The 20,604-nt window shown below is 70.2% G+C and carries 19 protein-coding genes and 2 tRNA genes; 17 read left to right on the plus strand and 4 right to left on the minus strand.

Annotated elements, in window-relative coordinates; genetic code table 11:
* The first annotated feature begins 178 nt into the window (after window positions 1-178).
* The 3 genes from BGM09_RS16240 to BGM09_RS16250 are packed head-to-tail and all read left to right on the plus strand — an operon-like array spanning window position 179 to window position 2,127.
* Entirely contained in the window at window positions 179-763 is a 585-nt protein-coding gene (locus BGM09_RS16240; protein ID WP_188282307.1) for a biotin transporter BioY, read from the plus strand.
* Window positions 764-805: 42 nt separating this feature from the next.
* Window positions 806-1,294: a ribose-5-phosphate isomerase gene (locus BGM09_RS16245; RefSeq protein ID WP_188282308.1), complete on the plus strand. Its 489-nt coding sequence runs from the start codon at window positions 806-808 to the stop codon at window positions 1,292-1,294.
* An 8-nt stretch (window positions 1,295-1,302) separates the two neighbouring features.
* The gene (locus BGM09_RS16250) at window positions 1,303-2,127 is read left to right on the plus strand and encodes an Fpg/Nei family DNA glycosylase (protein WP_188282309.1); all 825 of its coding nucleotides are present in this window, start codon (window positions 1,303-1,305) and stop codon (window positions 2,125-2,127) included.
* A 15-nt stretch (window positions 2,128-2,142) separates the two neighbouring features.
* Here BGM09_RS16250 and BGM09_RS16255 read toward each other — a convergent pair whose 3' ends face one another.
* Window positions 2,143-3,372, minus strand: a complete 1,230-nt coding sequence (locus tag BGM09_RS16255; protein ID WP_188282310.1) for a GNAT family N-acetyltransferase — start codon at window positions 3,370-3,372, stop codon at window positions 2,143-2,145.
* Window positions 3,373-3,489: 117 nt separating this feature from the next.
* Between BGM09_RS16255 and BGM09_RS16260 the strand changes: the two genes are divergently transcribed.
* Both BGM09_RS16260 and BGM09_RS16265 read left to right on the plus strand, forming a co-directional pair.
* On the plus strand, window positions 3,490-4,635 hold the full coding sequence (locus tag BGM09_RS16260; RefSeq protein ID WP_188282311.1) for a PP2C family protein-serine/threonine phosphatase: 1,146 nt from the start codon (window positions 3,490-3,492) through the stop codon (window positions 4,633-4,635).
* A gap of 135 nt (window positions 4,636-4,770) precedes the next feature.
* Window positions 4,771-4,965: a hypothetical protein gene (locus BGM09_RS16265; protein WP_188282312.1), complete on the plus strand. Its 195-nt coding sequence runs from the start codon at window positions 4,771-4,773 to the stop codon at window positions 4,963-4,965.
* Here BGM09_RS16265 and BGM09_RS16270 read toward each other — a convergent pair.
* Window positions 4,930-6,012: an asparaginase gene (locus BGM09_RS16270; protein ID WP_188282313.1), complete on the minus strand. Its 1,083-nt coding sequence runs from the start codon at window positions 6,010-6,012 to the stop codon at window positions 4,930-4,932. The genes BGM09_RS16265 and BGM09_RS16270 overlap by 36 nt on opposite strands.
* 193 nt (window positions 6,013-6,205) lie before the next feature.
* Between BGM09_RS16270 and BGM09_RS16275 the strand changes: the two genes are divergently transcribed.
* The gene (locus tag BGM09_RS16275) at window positions 6,206-6,658 is read left to right on the plus strand and encodes an Lrp/AsnC family transcriptional regulator (RefSeq protein ID WP_188282314.1); all 453 of its coding nucleotides are present in this window, start codon (window positions 6,206-6,208) and stop codon (window positions 6,656-6,658) included.
* Window positions 6,659-6,734: 76 nt separating this feature from the next.
* Here the strand turns inward: BGM09_RS16275 and BGM09_RS16280 are convergent.
* Window positions 6,735-6,808: transfer RNA gene (locus tag BGM09_RS16280), tRNA-Gly, on the minus strand.
* Between the two features lie 120 nt (window positions 6,809-6,928).
* Here BGM09_RS16280 and BGM09_RS16285 point away from each other — a divergent pair.
* The 5 genes from BGM09_RS16285 to clpX all read left to right on the plus strand — a co-directional run bounded on the left by BGM09_RS16285 (window position 6,929) and on the right by clpX (window position 11,803).
* A tRNA-Pro gene (locus BGM09_RS16285) sits at window positions 6,929-7,005 on the plus strand.
* A gap of 219 nt (window positions 7,006-7,224) precedes the next feature.
* The gene (tig, locus tag BGM09_RS16290) at window positions 7,225-8,610 is read left to right on the plus strand and encodes a trigger factor (RefSeq protein WP_188282315.1); all 1,386 of its coding nucleotides are present in this window, start codon (window positions 7,225-7,227) and stop codon (window positions 8,608-8,610) included.
* Window positions 8,611-9,008: 398 nt separating this feature from the next.
* Window positions 9,009-9,611, plus strand: a complete 603-nt coding sequence (locus BGM09_RS16295) for an ATP-dependent Clp protease proteolytic subunit (protein ID WP_188282338.1) — start codon at window positions 9,009-9,011, stop codon at window positions 9,609-9,611.
* Between the two features lie 68 nt (window positions 9,612-9,679).
* Window positions 9,680-10,354: an ATP-dependent Clp protease proteolytic subunit gene (locus BGM09_RS16300; RefSeq protein WP_223187111.1), complete on the plus strand. Its 675-nt coding sequence runs from the start codon at window positions 9,680-9,682 to the stop codon at window positions 10,352-10,354.
* Window positions 10,355-10,519: 165 nt separating this feature from the next.
* Window positions 10,520-11,803, plus strand: a complete 1,284-nt coding sequence (clpX, locus tag BGM09_RS16305) for an ATP-dependent Clp protease ATP-binding subunit ClpX (protein ID WP_188282316.1) — start codon at window positions 10,520-10,522, stop codon at window positions 11,801-11,803.
* 65 nt (window positions 11,804-11,868) lie between these two features.
* Here clpX and BGM09_RS16310 read toward each other — a convergent pair whose 3' ends face one another.
* On the minus strand, window positions 11,869-12,858 hold the full coding sequence (locus BGM09_RS16310) for a hypothetical protein (protein WP_188282317.1): 990 nt from the start codon (window positions 12,856-12,858) through the stop codon (window positions 11,869-11,871).
* Between the two features lie 118 nt (window positions 12,859-12,976).
* Between BGM09_RS16310 and BGM09_RS16315 the strand changes: the two genes are divergently transcribed.
* The 6 genes from BGM09_RS16315 (at window position 12,977) to mreC (ending at window position 20,599) form a co-directional block, all read left to right on the plus strand.
* Complete coding sequence (locus BGM09_RS16315) at window positions 12,977-15,610, plus strand: valine--tRNA ligase (RefSeq protein ID WP_188282318.1); 2,634 nt, start codon at window positions 12,977-12,979, stop codon at window positions 15,608-15,610.
* A gap of 114 nt (window positions 15,611-15,724) precedes the next feature.
* The gene (gene folC, locus BGM09_RS16320; RefSeq protein ID WP_188282319.1) at window positions 15,725-17,278 is read left to right on the plus strand and encodes a bifunctional tetrahydrofolate synthase/dihydrofolate synthase; all 1,554 of its coding nucleotides are present in this window, start codon (window positions 15,725-15,727) and stop codon (window positions 17,276-17,278) included.
* 13 nt (window positions 17,279-17,291) lie between these two features.
* Window positions 17,292-17,657 carry a DUF4233 domain-containing protein gene (locus BGM09_RS16325; protein ID WP_188282320.1) on the plus strand — a complete coding sequence of 122 codons (366 nt, stop codon included), beginning with the start codon at window positions 17,292-17,294 and terminating at the stop codon, window positions 17,655-17,657.
* A gap of 124 nt (window positions 17,658-17,781) precedes the next feature.
* Complete coding sequence (gene ndk, locus BGM09_RS16330; protein ID WP_188282321.1) at window positions 17,782-18,195, plus strand: nucleoside-diphosphate kinase; 414 nt, start codon at window positions 17,782-17,784, stop codon at window positions 18,193-18,195.
* A gap of 264 nt (window positions 18,196-18,459) precedes the next feature.
* Entirely contained in the window at window positions 18,460-19,482 is a 1,023-nt protein-coding gene (locus tag BGM09_RS16335; protein ID WP_188282340.1) for a rod shape-determining protein, read from the plus strand.
* A gap of 124 nt (window positions 19,483-19,606) precedes the next feature.
* On the plus strand, window positions 19,607-20,599 hold the full coding sequence (gene mreC / locus BGM09_RS16340) for a rod shape-determining protein MreC (RefSeq protein ID WP_188282322.1): 993 nt from the start codon (window positions 19,607-19,609) through the stop codon (window positions 20,597-20,599).
* Window positions 20,600-20,604 lie beyond the last annotated feature (5 nt).

Consider the following 20,604-nt stretch of genomic DNA (forward strand, 5'->3'; position numbering starts at 1 on the left):
AGAGACCGCGGCGACCTGCTGAAACGCGCGGGCGGCGGAAGTCGTTCGGGTGCCCGTGCGGAGCACCGAAGTCTCCAACCGGTCGCTCGCGGCTTTGTTCCCTTCTCACGATGATCACGCTCGGCCGCCTGCGTTAGCGTCACGGTGTCCCCGACCGTCCTCACCCCGCGGAGTACCGATGACCACCGCCGAATCCGTCGCCGTCTCCCGAGCACCCGGAGCGGTCCTGGCCGACCTGCTGCCCGCCTCGCGCGTCCGCGACACCGCCCTGGTCGTCGGCGGCGCCGTGCTCACCGGCCTGGCCGCGCAGCTCTCGGTCCCGGTGCACGGCTCGCCCGTCCCGGTCACCGGCCAGACCTTCGCCGCGCTGCTGGTCGGCACCGCCCTCGGCGCCCGCCGCGGCTTCGCCGCCCTCGCCCTGTACGCCGGCGCCGGGGTCGCCGGGCTCCCCTGGTTCTCCGAGGGCGCCTCCGGCTGGTCCATGCCCAGCTTCGGCTACATCCTCGGCATGCTCCTGGCCTCCGGCGTGGTCGGCGCCCTCGCCCGCCGCGGCGGTGACCGCACCGTCGCGCGCACCGCGGGCGTCATGGTCCTCGGCTCCGCCGTGATCTACGCGGTCGGCGTCCCCTACCTCGCCTGGTCCGCCCACCTGTCCGCCTCGCAGGCCGTCTCCCTCGGCCTGACCCCGTATCTGCTGGGCGACGCGCTCAAGGCCGTCCTGGCGATGGGCCTGCTCCCCGCGGCCTGGCGGCTCACCCGGTAGGGCACCCCCGCTCCGGCCCCCAGGACATGCAAAACTCATCGCATGCGCGTTTACCTCGGGTCCGATCATGCCGGTTTTGAACTCAAGAACCACCTCGTGGAGTGGCTGACCCTCCACGGCCACGAGCCCGTGGACTGCGGGCCGCACATCTACGACGCGGTGGACGACTACCCGCCGTTCTGCCTGCGGGCGGCCGAGGGCGCGGCGGGGGAGCCGGGCAGCCTCGGCATCGTGATCGGCGGGTCGGGCAACGGCGAGCAGATCGCCGCGAACAAGGTCAAGGGCGTCCGCGCGGCCCTGGCGTGGAGCGAGCAGACCGCGTCGCTGGCGCGGGAGCACAACGACGCGAACGTGCTGAGCATCGGCGGCCGGATGCACACCGAGGCCGAGGCCGCGAAATTCGTGGAGATCTTCCTCACCACCCCGTACTCGCACGAGGAGCGCCACCAGCGCCGTATCGACATGCTGAGCGCGTACGAGGCCACCGGTGAGCTGCCGCCGGTCCCGGACCACCACCCCCGCCAGGGCTGACGCGGGCGATGCCGGAAGGCCACACGATCCACCGCCTGGCCGCCGACCACCGCGAGCGGTTCGGCGGCGGGGCGGTCCGGGCGAGCAGCCCGCAGGGCAAGTTCTCCGACAGCGCCGCGCTGGTCGACCGGCAGGTGCTGGAGAGCGCGGAGGCCCACGGCAAGCACCTGTTCCTGGGCTTCGGCGCGGCCGGCTGGGTGCACATCCACCTCGGCCTGATCGGCAAGGTCACCTTCGGCGACGGCAAGGCGCCGCCGCCGACCGACACCGTACGGCTGCGGCTGGCGAACCGCGCGCACTGGGCGGATCTGCGCGGCCCGGCCGCCTGCGAGCTGATCACCGAGCCGGAGAAGCGGGCGATACACGACCGCCTCGGCCCCGACCCGCTGCGGCCGGGCGACGACCCCGAGCGGGTGTGGCCGCGGCTGTCCCGCTCCCGGATCAGCGTCGCCGCGCTCCTGATGGACCAGAAGCTCATCGCGGGCGTCGGCAACGTCTACCGCGCCGAAGTGCTCTTCCGGCACGGCGTCGCCCCGTTCCTGCCGGGGCGCGAACTGCCGCGTCAGCACTGGGACGCGATGTGGTCCGATCTGGTGACGCTGATGCGCGAGGGCGTACGGACCAACCGCATCGACACCGTGCGCCCCGAGCACACCCCCGAGGCGATGGGCCGCCCGCCGCGCCACGACGACCACGGCGGCGAGGTGTACGTCTACCGGCGCACCGGACAGCCCTGCCTGGTCTGCGGCACCGAGATCCGCACCCGGCCGCTCGCGGCCCGCAATCTCTTCTGGTGCCCGGTCTGCCAGCCCGGGGACCCGACGACGCGCTGAAAGAGCCGACGGATCTCAGAAGCCGTGCGACAGCCACGGCTGGACGTCACCGCGGAACGCCCTGGACGCCTCCGCCAGCGCCCCCGGGCGCAGTTCGGTCACGAGCCCCGCGTCCGCCTGCCCGCGCAGCGTCGGCCCGCCGAGGTAGGCCGCGCCCAACTCCTTGACGGACAGCGCCAGATCGGCCGCGTCCGTGGTCCGCTCGCAGGTCGCGCCCTTCGCGTCGCCCGACAGCCGCCAACGCCCGGCGTTCCAGGGGCAGAAGCCGTCCTCCACCTCCAGCACCACATCCACCGGGGCGGTGTACGTCCGCGCCTCCAGCGCCTCGCCGAGATTCACCAGGCGCACGTGCAGGCTGTCGCGGACGGCCAGTTCACCGCGCCGCACGTCGGTCAGGAGGTGCAGCAGCGGGTCGTCGACCGGCCGGTTGTAGAACGCCACCCGCGAGGTCAGGTCGATGGAGGACAGATAGCGCCACAGCGCCGCGTAGACCACCGGGTCCAGCGCCTCGACGTCGCTCAGCTTCACGATGTTGTCGGGACCGAAGGAACTCCACGACAGCTTCACCGAGTAGCGCGCGTAACCGCGTACCTCACCGTCCACCTCGGCCACCACGCACAGCCGCTCGCCCGCGCCGTCCCGGCTCCCCGGGGCGTCGAGCAGCGGCACCCGCTCCCAGCCGGGCTGCCTGGCCAGCATGCCGGGCCGGGTCGGCGCCACCCGCGCGTAGACGGCCTCGCACGCCTCGCTCGCCGCCTCCAGCGGCACCAGCCGCATCCGTACGTCGTCCACGCCCGGCAGGGCCCTGACGGCGGTCCTGGTCGTGTCGACGTTGGCGCGGAGCTGCAACGTGCCCATGCCGTAGCCGAACCGGCCGTAGATCGCCGGTTCCGACGCGGTCAGCACGGCGACCGGTTCCGGTCCCTCGCGCACGTCGTCGAGCTGCCTGCGCATCATCGAGGTCAGCACACCGCGGCGGCGGTGCGTCGGCTGAACGCTCACCATGGTCACGCCCGCGGCGGGCAGCGACGCCCCGCCCGGCACCGTCATACGGAACGAGAAGGCGCCCGCGGTGCCGACGATCTCCCCGCCGTCCCACACCGCCAACGACCTTTCCAGCTCGGTCAGTTCACGCCACAGCGCCCGCTCCTCCGGCGGCTCGGCCGGCCCGCCGAACGCCCGCTCCAGGCGGCCGTAGAACTCTTCCCAGTCATCCTGCTCCAGCACCCGCAGTTCCGTCGTCATAGGCCCTGCCTACCAGCCGGACCGGCCGCGGGCGAACGTATTTCCGCCGTCTTCGTGACAGGTCGGGGGGTATCCGCCCTGCACGGCGGGGCGATGGGTCGATAGGGTCGCCAAGACATGGCAAAGGGCGTCGCGGGCGAGGGGTTCGGGCTGCGGTGGAGCAGATGGCTGCACCGGGCCCGGCTCGGTGTGCGCAGGGCCGGGGTCGACTACTTCCGCGGCGGCGCCTCCGACTGGGTCGGCCTCACCGTACTGATCCTCACCGTCCCCGCGCTGGCGTACACCACGGTGAGCGTGCCCGTCTGGTGCCCGCCCAGCTCCCTGGTGCTGCCGATCCTCACCGGCGGCCTGCTGCTGCGCCCCTCCAGCCTGCTGCTGCTCTACGCGGCCTCCGCCGCCGCGCTGGTCGCGGAATCCGCGGCGCTCGGCCCGTACCGCGAGGGCCCGGCCCGCGTCACGCCCGGCACCGTCCTGGTGGTCACCGCCGTGGCGCTCACCGGCCTGGTCATCGCCCAGTTCAGGGCGCGGGTCGGCGTGCCCTGGCGGGGCGGCCACACCATGCTCTTCGACCTCAGGGAGCGGATCAGGGTCCAGAGCAGACTGCCGCGGCTGCCCGCGGGCTGGCACGCCGAGATGGCGCTGCGCCCGGCGGGCGGCCAGTCCTTCTCCGGCGACTTCGTGGTGGCCACCCGCGGCTCGGTCGGCGGCCGGACGCTGGAGGCCGTGCTCACCGACGTCTCCGGCAAGGGCATGGACGCCGCCTCCCGCTCGCTGCTGCTGTCCGGCGCCTTCGGCGGACTGCTCGGCTCGCTGCCGCCGCACTCCTTCCTCACCGCGGCCAACGGCTATCTGCTCCGGCAGAACTGGGACGAGGGCTTCGCCACTTCCGTGCACCTGGTGCTCGACCTGGAGAGCGGCGACTACGAACTGCTGTCCGCCGGGCACCTCCCAGGGGTGCAACTGCACGCGGGCAGCGGCCGGTGGGAGGAGAAGGCCGCGGAGGGCCCGCTGCTCGGGGTCTACGACGGGGCCGAATTCCACGGTGTGAAGGGCACGTTGCGCTCCGGGGACGTCCTCATGCTGTTCACCGACGGCCTGGTGGAGACGCCGGACAAGGACATCTCGGAGGGCATCGACCGGCTGATCGGCGAGGCGGACCGCTTCGTGGCGACCGGATTCCGCGGCTCCGCCTGGCGGTTGATCGAAGCGGTCGCCAAGGATGTCAACGACGACCGTGCGCTGCTCGTGGTGTGCAGGGACTAACGCACGGGAATGGGACTATGGGCCTTCGGGTCCAACTGTCGTTCCCCAGTGGCACCATGGGACCGGGCGGGGCGGGGGCGCGGCTCCATGGCTCCCGGACCGGCGAGGCGTACCGTGAAGAGGAAGTGAACCGCTGTGGCCATCTCCCTGTCCGTAGTGCTGTTGTTGGCGATCATCCTGGTGGTCATGATCCGGGGGAAGAGCATCAAAGCGGGACCGGCGCTGGTCGCCGCCCTCTTCGGTTTCTTCCTCGCCTCCACCAACATGGCGCCGTCGGTCAACCGATTCCTGACCTCACTTGCCGACACCATCAACCAGATAAAGCTCTGACGCGGGCAGCGCCTGCGGGGCCGCCTCCAGAATCCGCCGCAACGCGGCGGTGGCGGTGCCCGTGCCGGGCCGTCCGTCCCGCTCCGAGGGCAGGCGGGGGAGGTCCGAGGACGGCGACGTGAGCGAGAGCAGCGTCGCCAGCACCGCGATACGTGTCTGGCCGGGACGCAGGGTGCCCGCCAGCAGCCCGCCCGCCGCCACCAGGTCGACCGCCCCGCCGCCGGTGTAGAGCGGCGCCACCGCGCCCGCCGCGACCCGCGTGCTGACCGCGACCAGGACACCGTCCGCCGTCGCCTTCCGCACCGCCTGCGCGACCTGCGGATTCGCGTTCCCCGCGCCCGTGCCGACCACGACGACGCCGCGCGCGCCCGCGCCCAGCGCCGCCTCGAAGAGCACGGCGTCGCCGTCGCTGTGGTGCATCAGGACGTCCACCCGCGGCGGTACGGCGCCGGGCGCGGGCAGCGGCAGCGGCTCCGGGCGCGGACGGCGGCGGCCCCACGTCACTCGGCCGAACTCGACGCGGCCCAGCGGCAGTCCGTCCGGCGCGCCGAAGGCGTGCGCGTCCACGGTGTGCTGCTTGACGGTGCCGCGGGCGGCCCAGACCTGGCCCGCGAAGACGATCACCGCGCCGATGTCGCGGCCGGTGGCCGCGGTCAGCAGCGCGTCGTACAGATTGCCCGCCGCGTCGCCGTCCTCCGCGTCCAGCGGCCTCTGCGCGCCGGTGAAGACCACCGGGCGGCGGTCGCCGTGGAAGAGGTCGAGGAAGAAGGCGGACTCTTCCAGGGTGTCGGTGCCGTGGGTGACCACCACACCGTCCACCGCCGGGTCGGCCAGCACCTCGTGCACGGCGTGCAGCAGCCGCAACTGGTGGTCGGTGGTCAGGCGCGAGCTGTTGACGGTGAAGAGGTCCACCACCCGGACCTCGACGCCCTCGGGCACCGCGCCGGCGGCGAGCACTTCCTGCCCTGCCGCCTCCGCCGCGTACCCGTCGCCCTGCCATCGGCTGGCGATGGTGCCCCCGGTGCTGATGACCACGACGTGTCGCACGATGCCTTCGCCTCCGTCTGATTGTGCGCGTCCGGTGCGTTCGCGCGGGGCTCTCCGGACGCCGCCGGATGTCCCCACTCCTCGGGGTGACACTTACCCACTCCGCACCCGGTGCAATGATATGCGCGTAGACCTGACATTTGATTGCTCATACCGACCGGTATTCGGCCATCGAGTGGTAGGTATTGCCACCATGGACGCCATCGACAGACGAATCTTGCGCGAGCTCCAGGCCGACGGCCGGCTGAGCAACCAGGAACTGGCCCAGCGGGTCGGCCTCACGCCCTCCCCGTGCCTGCGCCGGGTGCGGCAACTGGAGGACGACGGGGTGATCGAGACCTACCGCGCCGTCGTCGCCCCGGCCGCCGTCGGCCGCGGCTTCGAGGTCTTCGCCTCCGTCGAGGTCCGCCGCGACCGCGCCTCCGTCGCCGCCTTCGAGGCCGAGGTCCAGTCCACCCCCGACGTCGTCGAGGCGTACCGTCTCTACGGTGCCCCCGGCTGCCTCCTGCGCATCGCCGTCGCCGACTCCGACGCCTACGAGCGCTTCTGGACCGACCAGCTCATCGACCTCCCGGGCGTCAGCGACGTCAACTCCCAGATGATCATGAAGCGCATCAAGTCCCCCCGGGGCATCCCGGTCGACTAGGCGACCGGCTGGCCATGGCCGGGGAAACAGAAAGCCCCCGGTCACCGGTCGAGTGAAGCGACCGGGCCGGAGGCCGTGGAGCGGGCGACGGGAATCGAACCCGCGTAGCTAGTTTGGAAGACTAGTGCTCTACCATTGAGCTACGCCCGCGGGAGTGCGATGCGCCAGTGATTGTGGCACATCGGATAGTAGCCGGTCGAACCGGTGAACCGGCGGGGGAATACCGGCTGCCCACGCGTACGGGGGCATGTACTCTACGTGTCGCACCAGCGGGGTGTGGCGCAGCTTGGTAGCGCGTCCGCTTTGGGAGCGGAAGGCCGTCGGTTCGAATCCGGCCACCCCGACCAGCAGTTCTGTGATCCGGAGACGAATCCGGGGGGATCCCGGGGGCCGGGGCGCGAAGGCCCGGACCGTGCGCATTGTGGTACCGGTAGGATGGGCCGCTGGCGACCGAGCGCACGGCATGCCGTGTACTGCTCGCCGGACGAGATCACCGGACGATCCGGCGAGATCACCGGACGATCGGGCCGCCCCCATCAACGTAAAGCCCCCAAGGAGACCCCACCGTGAAGAGCGCCGTCGAGACTCTGAACCCGACTCGGGTTCGACTCACTGTCGAGGTGCCCTTCGAGGAGCTCAAGCCCAGCCTCGACGCGGCGTACAAGAAGATCAACCAGCAGGTCTCGGTGCCGGGCTTCCGCAAGGGCAAGATCCCTGCGCGCGTCATCGACCAGCGGTTCGGCCGTGGCGCGGTCCTCGAAGAGGCCATCAACGACGCGCTGCCGAAGTTCTACACGGAGGCGGTCAGCGAGGGTGAGCTGAACGTACTCGGCCAGCCCGACGTCGACATCACCGAGTTCAACGACGGTGACGAGCTGAAGTTCACCGCCGAGGTGGACATCCGCCCCACGATCGAGATCCCGGACTACTCCGGCATCGAGGTCGTCGTGGACGCCGTCGAGGTCACCGACGAGGACGTCGACACCTCGCTGGAGCAGCTCCGTGACCGCTTCGCCTCGACCACCACGGTCGAGCGCGCGGCGGCCGAGGGCGATGTCGTGATCGTCGACCTCGAAGCCTCCGTCGACGGCGAGGTGCTGGAGGACGGCGTCGCCAAGGGCGTCAGCTACACCATCGGCTCCGGCCAGCTCCTCGACGGCATCGACGAGGCCGTCACCGGCCTGGAGGCCGGTGGCTCCGCCACCTTCACCTCCGAGCTCAAGGGCGGCTCCGCCGCCGGCAGCGCCGCCGAGGTCAAGGTGGACGTCTCCGACGTACAGGCTCGCGAACTGCCCGCACTGGACGACGACTTCGCCCAGCTCGCGAGCGAGTTCGACACCCTTGAGGAGCTGCGCGCGGACAGCCGCAAGCGCCTGGAGCGGATGAAGCAGTACGACCAGGCGACCGCCGCTCAGGAGAAGGTCCTCGACGCGCTCATCGAGCTGTCCGAGGTGCCGATCCCGGAGAAGCTGCTCAAGGACGAGATCGAGACCAGGACCCACAACCTGGAGCACCACCAGTTCCCGCAGATGGGTCTGGACTGGGACACGTACCTGGAGCGCGAGGGCAAGACGCGCGAGGAGTACGACGCGGAGCTGGAGGCCCAGGCGGTCAAGGGCATCAAGACCCAGTTCCTGCTGGACGAGCTCGTCAACAAGGAGAAGCTCTCCGTCAACCAGGAGGAGCTGACCGAGCACCTCATGCGCCGTGCGGCGACCTCCGGGATGTCTCCCGACCAGTTCGCCCAGGCCGTCGTCGAGGGCGGCCAGGTGCCGATGCTCGTCGGCGAGGTCGCCCGCGGCAAGGCGCTCGCCGTCGTCGTGGAGTCCGTCAAGGTCACGGACACCAACGGCGAGGTCGTGGACCTCGAGGACGAAGAGGACGAGGACGGCGAGACGGTTGACGCCGTCGAGGCCGCCACCGAGGTGCCCGAGCCCGTCGAGCAGGCGTAAGCCCCTCCCGGCCGGAGGCCGGGGGAGAACTGCGCGATCAGCCACGACGATGGCTGCACGTCACCACCGGCCCCGGCGGGGCAGATCGGTTGTCTCCGGACCACCGGTCCGGTGGGGGCCGTTCGCGCAGTTCCCCGCGCCCCTGAAGGCACTCACCTCCACGAGGTGAAGGGGACGGCCCCGTGGACCGAGCCACGCACCCCCTGCGCCGGCGCAGCGTCTCCGCTGGCAGCGAACAGTTCCGCGTAGGGGATTGCTGGGCCCCACCTGCGCGTTAGGGTCCGTAAGTAGGAGGGCGGGGGCGCGGCACCAGAAGGGGTCGGCCCCGGCCCGGACGAAGACCCTGTGACGGCTTCACGGCCGTCCGACAACGAGCAGGTGGATACGTGACGACTCCGATGCCTTCCGCCGCCGGCGAGCCGACTCTCGGTGGCCTCGGCGACCAGGTCTACAACCGGCTGCTCGGCGAGCGAATCATCTTCCTCGGCCAGGCGGTCGACGATGACATCGCCAACAAGATCACCGCCCAGCTCCTTCTCCTGGCGGCCGAGCCGGACAAGGACATCTTCCTCTACATCAACAGCCCCGGCGGCTCCGTGACCGCCGGCATGGCCATCTACGACACGATGCAGTTCATCAAGAACGACGTCGTGACGATCGCCATGGGCATGGCCGCCTCGATGGGCCAGTTCCTGCTGACCGCGGGCACCCCCGGCAAGCGCTTCGCCCTGCCGAACACCCGCATCCTGATGCACCAGCCCTCCGCGGGTCTCGGCGGTTCCGCCACCGACATCAAGATCCAGGCCGAGCAGTTGCTGCACACCAAGCGCCGCATGGCCGAGCTGATCGCCCAGCACTCCGGGCAGAGCTTCGACCAGATCACCAAGGACTCCGACCGCGACCGCTGGTTCTCCGCCGAGGAGGCCAAGGAGTACGGCCTGCTGGACGGCGTCATGCTGTCCGCCGCGGAGGTCCCGGGCGGTGGCGGCACCGGCGCCTGATCCGTTCAGGAACCCAGCCGACAGCACCCAGCTTCCGCATCATCACCAGGACGGTGGACGTGAACAGCATGAACTTCCCCGGCAGCGGCCTGTACGAGCGCACCGAGGCCGAGCGGCCCGGTGTGTTCGGTGCCGAGGCCCGCTACATCATTCCGCGGTTCGTCGAGCGCACCTCGCAGGGTGTGCGCGAGTACGACCCGTACGCGAAGCTCTTCGAGGAGCGCGTGATCTTCCTCGGCGTGCAGATCGACGACGCGTCGGCCAACGACGTCATGGCGCAGCTCCTGTGCCTGGAGTCGATGGACCCCGACCGGGACATCTCGGTCTACATCAACAGCCCCGGCGGCTCCTTCACCGCGCTGACGGCGATCTACGACACGATGCAGTTCGTGAAGCCGGACATCCAGACGGTCTGCATGGGCCAGGCGGCGTCCGCCGCCGCGGTCCTGCTGGCCGCCGGCAGCCCCGGCAAGCGGATGGCGCTGCCGAACGCGCGGGTGCTGATCCACCAGCCCTACAGCGAGACCGGCCGCGGACAGGTCTCCGACCTGGAGATCGCCGCCAACGAGATCATCCGGATGCGGCAGCAGCTCGAAGAGATGCTGGCCAAGCACTCCACGACGCCGATCGAGCAGATCCGCGACGACATCGAGCGGGACAAGATCCTTACCGCCGAGGAGTCGCTGGCCTACGGGCTGGTCGACCAGATCGTCTCGACCCGCAAGACCTCTGTGACGGTCTGAACACAGTCGGACAACGGACCGGTCGCGCGGGTGGCCCTCCTTGGACTCCACTGAGTGAGTACGTCCAAGGGGGGCCCACACGGGGGTCGCGGCAAGGTACCGTCGATGAGAGAAGCACCAGGCTCCGTTGATCTCGGCGGATCCCAGGCGAAGGGGAAACACCTCGTGGCACGCATCGGTGACGGCGGCGACCTGCTGAAGTGCTCATTCTGCGGAAAGAGCCAGAAGCAGGTGAAGAAGCTCATCGCAGGCCCTGGTGTGTACATCTGCGACGAGTGCATCGATCTCTGCAACGAGATCATCGAGGAGGAGCTGGCCGAGTCCTCCGAGGTGCGCTGGGAGGACCTGCCCAAGCCGCGGGAGATCTACGAGTTCCTCGAGGGCTACGTGGTCGGGCAGACGCCCGCGAAGAAGGCCCTGTCGGTCGCGGTGTACAACCACTACAAGCGGGTCCAGGCGGGTGAGAACGCCGGCCGCGGGCACGACGACGCGATCGAGCTGGCGAAGTCCAACATCCTGCTGCTCGGCCCGACGGGCTCCGGCAAGACGCTGCTGGCCCAGACACTGGCCCGCATGCTCAACGTGCCGTTCGCCATCGCGGACGCGACCGCCCTCACCGAGGCCGGTTACGTGGGCGAGGACGTCGAGAACATCCTGCTGAAGCTGATCCAGGCGGCGGACTACGACGTCAAGAAGGCCGAGACCGGGATCATCTACATCGACGAGATCGACAAGGTCGCCCGCAAGAGCGAGAATCCGTCGATCACCCGCGATGTGTCCGGCGAGGGCGTGCAGCAGGCGCTGCTGAAGATCCTGGAGGGCACGACGGCCTCGGTGCCGCCGCAGGGCGGGCGCAAGCACCCGCACCAGGAGTTCATCCAGATCGACACCACGAACGTGCTGTTCATCGTGGGCGGTGCCTTCTCCGGTCTGGAGAAGATCATCGAGTCCCGCGCGGGCGCCAAGGGCATCGGCTTCGGTGCGACCATCCGCTCCAAGCGCGAGCTGGACATGGCCGACCAGTTCTCCGAGATCATGCCCGAGGACCTGGTCAAGTTCGGCATGATCCCCGAGTTCATCGGACGGCTGCCCGTCATCACCAGCGTGCACAACCTCGACCGCGAGGCGCTCCTCCAGATTCTGGTCGAGCCGCGCAACGCGCTGGTGAAGCAGTACCAAAAACTCTTCGAACTCGACGGTGTGGAGCTGGAGTTCGAGCACGGCGCGCTGGAGTCCATCGCGGACCAGGCGATCCTGCGGCAGACCGGCGCCCGCGGTCTGCGGGCCATCATGGAGGAAGTCCTCCAGTCGGTGATGTACGAGGTGCCGTCCCGCAAGGACGTCGCCCGGGTCGTCATCACGGCCGATGTCGTGCACTCCAACGTCAACCCGACGCTGGTGCCGCGTGAGCCGCGCATCGTCGGCAAGGGCGAGCAGAAGAGCGCGTAGCGCCGCGGTACGAGCACACGCGAAGGGGGCGCCCGGTAGATCCGGGCGCCCCCTTTCGTACGGCCTCAGTTGAGCGGGACGCGCACGTCCTTGCGGACCTTCGCGGTGAGCGCCGCCGCCTCGTCGATCGGCATGCCGCTGCCGACACCGGTGGTGGCCGTCGCCAGGTCGACCGGCAGGGTGTAGCCGACGGTGCTGTAGTCGGCCCACAGGCAGATCGGCGTGGTGAACGACTTGCTGCCCTGGGTGTACTTGGTGTTCTGGCACGACATGACGGCGTCGTCCATGCCCGCGGGCTGCACCTTCTGCGGGCTGCCGACCAGTTCGGTCTTGCCGCCGCTGGAGTCCTTGTCCTCGGCGGCCTGCTTCTTCAGGTCGGCGAACATACCGTCGACCACCTTCTGCGGGTCCGCGACCTTGCCGTAGACACCGCTGAACTCCAGCAGCTTGCCGGTGAGTTCGGACCCGTTGGTGTAGCCCGAGCTGACCTGCTGGGGGTCGGTGACGCCGAGCGTCTTGAGCAGCGTGACGTCCTTGGCGTCGAAACCGTCGCCGGTGCCCGCGTCCTTCGACTTCTTGTACGTCTCCGCGACGGTCTCGGGCGTGATGAGCTTGTACTGCTTGCCGTCGTTCTTGACGCTGCTCTTGCCGCCGCCGCCCTTGCCGCCGTTGGCGCTGTTGTCGTCGTCACCGCCCTTGGTGAGGAAGAAGACCCCGGCGCCGATCGCGACCAGCGCCACCACGGCGCCGATGATGATCCCGGTGCGCTTCCCGCCGCCACCGCCCTGCGGCGGCACGGGCGGCTGGCCGCCGTAGCCGTACCCCGGCTGCTGCTGCGGCTGCCCGTACGGCGCCTGCTGCGGCGGGCCCTGCTGGGGGTAGCCGTAACCGGGCTGCCCCTGGGGCTGGCCGTACGGCTGCTGCGGCGGCTGGCCGTAACCACCTTGCGGCGGCTGCTGGGGCTGCTGCCCGTAGCCACCTTGCTGCGGCTGCCCGTAACCGCCCTGCTGGGGCTGCTGCCCGTACGGGTTCGGCGGCGGCTGGTTGTGACTCATGTCAGGTGGTCCCCTCGTCTACGACCGTCGGACCATCCTCGCCGATCCTTTATCGGGTTCTTACAGCGGGGGCGAAACGGATTCGTAACGGGATGGTCCGCCACCGTAGAATCGTGGCGTGACCGACAACTCTCAGCAGAGCCCCGACCGCGGGCCGCACAGCACCCCCGAACTGCCGACGACCTACACGCCGGCCGAGGTAGAGGGGGCGCTGTACGAGCGCTGGGTAGAACGCGGCTACTTCGAGGCGGACGCGAAGAGCGACAAGCCCGCGTACACCATCGTCATCCCGCCGCCGAACGTCACGGGCACGCTCCACCTGGGTCACGCCTTCCAGCACACGCTGATGGACGCCCTCACCCGCCGCAAGCGGATGCAGGGTTACGAGTCGCTGTGGCTGCCCGGCATGGACCACGCGGGCATCGCCACCCAGAACAAGGTCGAGCAGCAGCTCGCCGACGAGGGCAAGTCCCGGCACGACATCGGCCGGGAGGCGTTCGTCGACCGCGTCTGGCAGTGGAAAGAGGAGTACGGCGGCCGCATCCTCGGCCAGATGCGCCGCCTCGGCGACGGCGTGGACTGGTCCCGCGAGCGCTTCACCATGGACGAGGGCCTGTCCAAGGCCGTCCAGACCATCTTCAAGAAGCTCTACGACGACGACCTGATCTACCGCGCCGAGCGGATCATCAACTGGTGTCCGCGCTGCATGACGGCCATCTCGGACATCGAGGTCGACTACCAGGACGACGACGGCGAGTTGGTCTCGCTGAAGTACGGCGAGGGCGACGAGACGGTCGTCGTGGCGACCACCCGCGTCGAGACGATGCTCGGCGACACCGCCGTGGCCGTCCACCCGGACGACGAGCGGTACCGGCACCTGGTCGGCAAGCGGATCAAGCTGCCGCTCACCGACCGGACGATCCCGGTCGTCGCGGACACGCACGTCGACCCGGAGTTCGGCACCGGCGCCGTCAAGGTGACGCCCGCGCACGACCCGAACGACTTCGCGATCGGCCAGCGGCACGGTCTGGAGTCGCTGACCGTCATGGACGAGCGCGCGGTCATCACCGCGCCGGGCCCCTTCCAGGGGCTGGACCGCTACGAGGCGCGGTCCGCGATCGTCGAGGCGCTGCGCGAACAGGGCCGGATCGTCGCGGAGAAGCGGCCCTACGTCCACTCGGTCGGCCACTGCTCGCGCTGCAAGACCACCATCGAGCCGCGGCTGTCCCTCCAGTGGTGGGTCAAGGTCGAGCCGTTGGCGAAGGCGTCCGGCGACGCGGTCCGCGACGGCCGGGTCACGATCCACCCGCCGGAGCTGAAGAAGCGGTACTTCGACTGGGTCGACAACATGCACGACTGGTGCATCTCGCGCCAGTTGTGGTGGGGCCACCGCATCCCCGTCTGGTATGGGCCGAACGGCCAGCAGATCTGTGTCGGACCGGACGACGAGTTGCCGTCCGGCGAGGGCTGGACGCAGGACGCCGACGTTCTGGACACCTGGTTCTCGTCCGGCCTGTGGCCGTTCTCCACGCTGGGCTGGCCCGAACAGACGCCGGATCTGGAGAAGTTCTATCCGACCGACGTCCTGCTCACCGGGCACGACATCATCTTCTTCTGGGTCGCCCGGATGATGATGTTCGGCCTCTACGCGATGGACGGCACGCCGCCGTTCCACACCATCGCGCTGACCGGCCTGGTCCGCGACGAGTTCGGCAAGAAGATGTCCAAGTCCAACCCCAACTCGGTGGACCCGCTGGACTGGATGGACAGGTACGGCTCGGACGCCGTCCGCTTCACCCTGGCCCGCGGCGCCAACCCCGGCGCGGACGTCCCGATCGGCGAGGACTGGGTCCAGGCGTCCCGCAACTTCGCCAACAAGGTCTGGAACGCCACGCGTTTCGCGCTGATGAACGGCGCCACGGTCGAAGGACCGCTGCCCGCGCCCGAGGAGCTGTCGGCCACCGACCGGTGGATCCTGTCCCGGCTGAACACGGTCGTCGCCGAGGTCAACGGCCTGTACGACGACTACCAGTTCGCGAAGCTCAGCGACAGCCTCTACCACTTCGCGTGGGACGAGGTCTTCGACTGGTACGTGGAGCTGTCCAAGACCGTCTTCTTCGCGGGCGGCGACGGCGCCCGGGTCTCCGGGCGGGTCCTGGGCGAGGTCCTGGACGTGATGCTGCGGCTGCTGCACCCGGTCGTCCCCTTCGTCACCGAGACGCTGTGGACGACGCTGACCGGCGGCGAGTCGCTGGTCGTCGCGGACTGGCCGAGCGACAGCGGTTTCCGTGACGCGGCGGCCGAGGCGGAGATCGCCGAGGTCCAGCGGGTGGTCACCGAGGTCCGCCGCTTCCGCTCCGACCAGGGACTCCAGCCCGGCCAGAAGGTCCCGGCGCTGCTGACCCTGGACGGCACGCTGCTCGCGCCGCACGAGGGCGCCATCCGCCAGGTGCTGCGGCTCCAGCCCGCGGGGGAGGACTTCCACGCCACCGCGACGCTGCCGGTCGCGGGCGCCACGGTCGCGCTCGACCTGTCCGGCACGATCGACGTTCCGGCCGAGCGCAAGCGGCTCACCAAGGATCTCGGCCTGGCCGAGAAGGAGAAGGCCGACGCCGAGAAGAAGCTGGGCAACGAGGCGTTCCTCGGCAAGGCGCCCGAGCCGGTGGTGGCCAAGATCCGTACGCGGCTGGCGACCGCCGAGGCCGACATCGCCCGGATCTCCGCGCAGATCGCGGCCCTCCCGCAGGGCTGACCGCACCGAGGCCGGCCCGCCCCGGCGGGCCACCGCGTGCCACGGGCCCGGACCGCACACCCGCGGTCCGGGCCCGTGGCCGTTTCCGCTCGCGGGCTCCGTAGACTGGGCGCTGTGAGCGAGCACCCGCACAACGGCGACGGCCCCGAAGACGACGCGTACGAGGTCCAGGACACCGCCTTCGGCGTTGACGAGGACGCCGACGGGGCGGGAGACGGTACCCTCCGCGAGGCCGACCTGGCCGTCATCGAGGCGGGCAGCCGTACGCTGCGGGCCGGTGTGAGCCCGGTCGCGGCCGAGGACGACGTGCCGGCCCGGCCCGCGGACCCCGCCGTCGACCGGGAGCTGCGTACGGTCGAGGAGGAACTGCTCGGCCGCTGGCCCGAGACGAAGCTGGAGCCCTCGCTCGACCGGATCGCGGCGCTGATGGACGTCCTCGGCGACCCGCAGCGCGCCTACCCGGCGATCCACATCACCGGCACCAACGGCAAGACCAGCACCGCCCGGATGATCGAGCGGCTGCTGCTCTCCTTCGACCTGCGCACCGGCCGCTACACCAGCCCGCACGTGCAGTCCGTCACCGAGCGGATCAGCCTGGACGGCGCGCCGATCTCCGCCGAGCGGTTCATCGAGACCTACCGCGACATCCAGCCCTTCGTCGGCATGGTGGACGACGCGCAGCCGCACCGGCTGTCGTTCTTCGAGGTGCTCACCGGTATGGCGTACGCGGCCTTCGCGGACGCGCCGGTCGACGTCGCGGTGGTCGAGGTCGGCATGGGCGGCGGCTGGGACGCCACCAACGTGGTGGACGGCCAGGTCGCCGTGGTCACCCCGATCGCGCTCGACCACACCGACCGGCTGGGCTCCACGCCCGGCGAGATCGCGGTGGAGAAGAGCGGCATCATCAAGAAGGACGCCACCGTCGTCCTGGCCCAGCAGCCCGCCGACGCGGCGCAGACGCTGCTGAAGCGGGCGGTGGAGGCGGACGCGACGGTCGCCCGCGAGGGCATGGAGTTCGGTGTCGTGCACCGCGAGGTGGCCGTCGGCGGGCAACTGCTGACGCTGCGCGGCCTGGGCGGCGCGTACGAACAGGTCTTCCTTCCGCTGCACGGCGAGCACCAGGCGCACAACGCGGCGGTCGCGCTGGCCGCCGTCGAGGCGTTCTTCGGTATCGGCAGCACCCAGTCGCGCACCCTCGACATGGACACCGTGCGGGCCGCGTTCGCCTCGGTCACCTCGCCCGGCCGCCTGGAAGTGGTGCGCCGCAGCCCCACCGTGGTGCTGGACGCGGCGCACAATCCGGCGGGCGCCGCCGCCGCGGCGGCGGCGGTCGGTGAGGCGTTCGGCTTCACGCACCTGGTCGGTGTGGTCGGGCCGAGCGGCGACAAGGACGTACGCGGGCTGCTGGAGGCGTTCGAGCCGGTCTTCGCCGAGGTGGTCGTCACCCGTAACTCGACGCACCGCGCGATGGACGTGGACGAACTGGCGGCGCTGGCCGTCGAGGTGTTCGGGGACGACCGGGTGCAGGTCGAGCCGAGGCTGGACGACGCGCTGGAGGCGGCGATCACGCTCGCCGAGGACGAGGGCGAGTTCTCCGGGGCCGGAGTGCTGGTCACCGGTTCCGTCATCACCGTGGGAGAGGCCCGGCTGCTGCTGGGCCGCAAGTGAAGGGGGCGGGACGATGCGGACGCTGTGCGCGAGCACGCTGATCGGCGAGTTCTTCGTCATCGGCTTCGCCGGTCTGGTCGCGATGAAACATCCCGACCTGTCGATGGGCACCGTCTGGACGGTGTGCGGGATCGCCATGGCGCTGTGCGTGCTGCTGTGCGGGATGCTCACCCGGCCGGGCGCGCTCACCGTCGGCTGGGCGCTCCAGGCCGCGCTGGTGGTCAGCGGCTACTGGGTTGGCACGATGTTCTTCCTCGGCGTGATCTTCGCCGGTCTGTGGTGGGCGGCGATCCACTACGGGCGCAAGGTGGACGTTCTGAAGGCCCGGCACGCGGCGCGGGCCGAGGCGCAGACGGCAGCCCCGGCCCAGGAAGTCTGAACCCCCAGAGTCCGAACCCCACGCGTACCGCACGTCCCGTCCGCCCCGGCCCGGTGTCCATCGGCGCAGGGCCGCCCTTGTAGGCTCGTCATATCCGTAGACCGCACACAGCAGGAGCCGTCCCGTGTCGCAGCGCACCCTTGTCCTTCTCAAGCCGGACACCGTCCGCCGCGGCCTGATCGGCGAGGTCGTGGGCCGCATCGAGCGCAAGGCGGGCTGGACCGTCGCCGCGCTCGAACTGCGCACCCTGGACCGCGGCACGCTGGAGCAGCACTACGCCGAGCACGTCGGGCGCCCGTTCTACGAGCCGCTGATGGACTTCATGGCGTCGGGCCCCGCGGTCGCGATGGTGGTCGAGGGCGAGCGGGTCATCGAGGGCGTTCGCGCGCTGGCCGGTCCGACCGACCCGATCGCCGCCGCGCCGGGCTCCATTCGGGGGGACTTCGGGACGATTGTCCGGGAGAATCTGATCCACGCCTCGGACTCCGAGGAGTCCGCCGAGCGTGAGATCAAGATCTTCTTCCCCGGTCTGGCCTAATCCCCCGACCTGGCTGTTCGGGTACGGAGTACCGTTGCTGACGGCCCGTCCGACCAGGCGCCCGGGGGAATCTCGCCGCCTCAGGCATATGCCGTCGGCGATCGGGAACCAAACACCCCGACACGGCGTCACCATTACAGAGGTCCGCTGTGTGTTCTGATGACAATGACGTCGGAACCCCGACCCCGTGCCCCGCCGGGCGCGACTACGATGGAATCTCCGCTCAAGCTCGGGAAGGCCAGACGTATCCACATGGCGAACAACATGTCGTTCATCGGCCGTGACATGGCAGTCGACCTCGGGACGGCCAACACGCTGGTGTACGTCAGGGGCCGCGGGATCGTCCTGAACGAGCCGTCGGTCGTGGCCGTCAACACCAACACCGGCGGCATCCTCGCGGTCGGTTCCGAGGCCAAGAAGATGATCGGCCGCACCCCCGGCAACATCGTCGCGGTGCGCCCTCTGAAGGACGGCGTCATCGCCGACTTCGAGATCACCGAGCGCATGCTGCGCTATTTCATCCTCAAGATCCACAAGCGGCGGTATCTGGCCCGCCCGCGGGTCGTCGTCTGCGTGCCCTCCGGCATCACCGGAGTCGAGCGACGCGCCGTCATCGAGGCGTCCACGCAGGCCGGTGCCCGTACCGTGCACATCATCGAGGAGCCGATGGCGGCGGCGATCGGCGCCGGGCTCCCGGTGCACGAGGCCACCGGCAACATGGTGGTGGACATCGGCGGCGGCACCACCGAGGTCGCGGTGATCAGCCTCGGCGGCATCGTCACCGCCCAGTCCATCCGCGTCGCGGGCGACGAGCTGGACAACGCGGTCATCCAGCACATCAAGAAGGAGTACAGCCTCCTGCTCGGTGAGCGGACCGCGGAGCAGATCAAGCTCACCATCGGTTCCGCCTTCGCCTCCAAGGACGACGACGAGCACACCGAGATCCGCGGCCGTGACCTGGTCAGCGGCCTGCCCAAGACCGTGGTGATCTCCGCGGCCGAGGTGCGCAAGGCCATCGAGGAGCCGGTCAACGCGATCGTCGACGCGGTGAAGACCACCCTGGACAAGTGCCCGCCCGAGCTGTCCGGCGACATCATGGACCGCGGGATCGTGCTGGCCGGCGGCGGCGCGCTGCTGCGCGGCCTGGACGAGCGGCTGCGGCACGAGACGGGTATGCCCATTCACATCGCCGAGTCGCCGCTGGACTGCGTGGCGTTGGGCGCGGGCAAGTGCGTCGAGGAATTCGAGGCACTCCAGCAGGTGCTCGACTCCTCGCCACGCAGATGAGGCACGGGCAGCACACGGGCTCACCGGTCGCCCGCAGCGACGGCGGGAACCCGCCCCACACGTTCTGACCGGCCGCGGTGCACAGCGGCGGCAGGTCCGATGAGGAAGGCACGGACTGGCGCCCGTGAGGGACACACGAGAGAGCCGGCTTCTGCTGGTGCTGCTGGTGGTGATCGCGTTCGCGCTGATCACCGTGGACATCAGGGGCGGTGAGGACTCACCGCTCGACCGGCCACGGCAGGCGGCGCAGTCCGTCTTCGGCCCCGTCGAGAACTCCGTGTCAGGCGTTGTCGACCCGGTGGGCAACGCCATAGACGCGGTCCGCGACTCCGGCGGACGCAACAGCACCATCAGCCGCCTGCAACGCGAGAACGAGGCGCTCAAGCAGCAACTCGGCAGCAAGGACGTCACCCGTAACCGGGCGGCGGAGCTGGACAAGCTGCTGAAGACCGCGGGCGTCGGGCAGTACGCCATCAAGGGCGCGCAGGTCATCGCGATAGGAGCCGCGCAGGGATTCTCCTGGACGGTCACCATCGACGCGGGCAGCAAGGACGGCGTCACCCGCGACATGACGGTCATCGACGGGGACGGTCTGGTCGGCCGGGTCACCACCGTGGGCCCCTCCACCTCCACGGTGCTGCTGGCCAACGACCCGGACTTCACCGTGGGCACCCGCATGGAGGGCTCCATGGAGCTGGGCTTCGCCACCGGCCAGGGCAACCAGCCGATGCGCGTGCAGCTCCTCAACGGCAAGGCCACGGTGCACAACGGCGACCGGCTGGTCACCTTCGGCTCCGAGGCGGGCAAGCCGTTCGTGCCGGGTGTGCCGGTCGGCAAGGTCGTCGGCGTCGACCCCTCGGGCGGCAACCTCACCAAGACCGTCCAGGTGCAGCCGTTCGTCGGCTTCACCCGGCTGGACATCGTCGGTGTCGTCGTCCAGGGCCCGCGCACCGACCCGCGCGACAGCGTGCTGCCGCCGAAGCCGACCCCGTCGCCCAAGCCGAAGCCGAAATCCACGCCCACGAACAAGCCCGGCTCGACCCCGACCGGCGGCGCCACCCCCGGCACCACGGTCGGCACGACGGAAAATACGACAAGCAACGGCAAGAGGGGCTGAGACAC

Origin of the sequence: Streptomyces sp. CBMA29 (assembly GCF_014596445.1) — a bacterium.
In the GTDB taxonomy this organism is placed as follows: domain Bacteria; phylum Actinomycetota; class Actinomycetes; order Streptomycetales; family Streptomycetaceae; genus Actinacidiphila.

Coding starts and splice junctions, on each gene's coding strand:
- BGM09_RS16240 (WP_188282307.1), top strand. CDS start 179: ATGACCACCGCCGAATCCGTCGCCGTCTCCCGAGCACCCGGAGCGGTC.
- BGM09_RS16245 (WP_188282308.1), top strand. CDS start 806: ATGCGCGTTTACCTCGGGTCCGATCATGCCGGTTTTGAACTCAAGAAC.
- BGM09_RS16250 (WP_188282309.1), top strand. CDS start 1,303: ATGCCGGAAGGCCACACGATCCACCGCCTGGCCGCCGACCACCGCGAG.
- BGM09_RS16255 (WP_188282310.1), bottom strand. CDS start 3,372: ATGACGACGGAACTGCGGGTGCTGGAGCAGGATGACTGGGAAGAGTTC.
- BGM09_RS16260 (WP_188282311.1), top strand. CDS start 3,490: ATGGCAAAGGGCGTCGCGGGCGAGGGGTTCGGGCTGCGGTGGAGCAGA.
- BGM09_RS16275 (WP_188282314.1), top strand. CDS start 6,206: ATGGACGCCATCGACAGACGAATCTTGCGCGAGCTCCAGGCCGACGGC.
- BGM09_RS16295 (WP_188282338.1), top strand. CDS start 9,009: ATGCCTTCCGCCGCCGGCGAGCCGACTCTCGGTGGCCTCGGCGACCAG.
- BGM09_RS16300 (WP_223187111.1), top strand. CDS start 9,680: ATGAACTTCCCCGGCAGCGGCCTGTACGAGCGCACCGAGGCCGAGCGG.
- BGM09_RS16310 (WP_188282317.1), bottom strand. CDS start 12,858: ATGAGTCACAACCAGCCGCCGCCGAACCCGTACGGGCAGCAGCCCCAG.
- BGM09_RS16325 (WP_188282320.1), top strand. CDS start 17,292: ATGCGGACGCTGTGCGCGAGCACGCTGATCGGCGAGTTCTTCGTCATC.
- BGM09_RS16335 (WP_188282340.1), top strand. CDS start 18,460: ATGTCGTTCATCGGCCGTGACATGGCAGTCGACCTCGGGACGGCCAAC.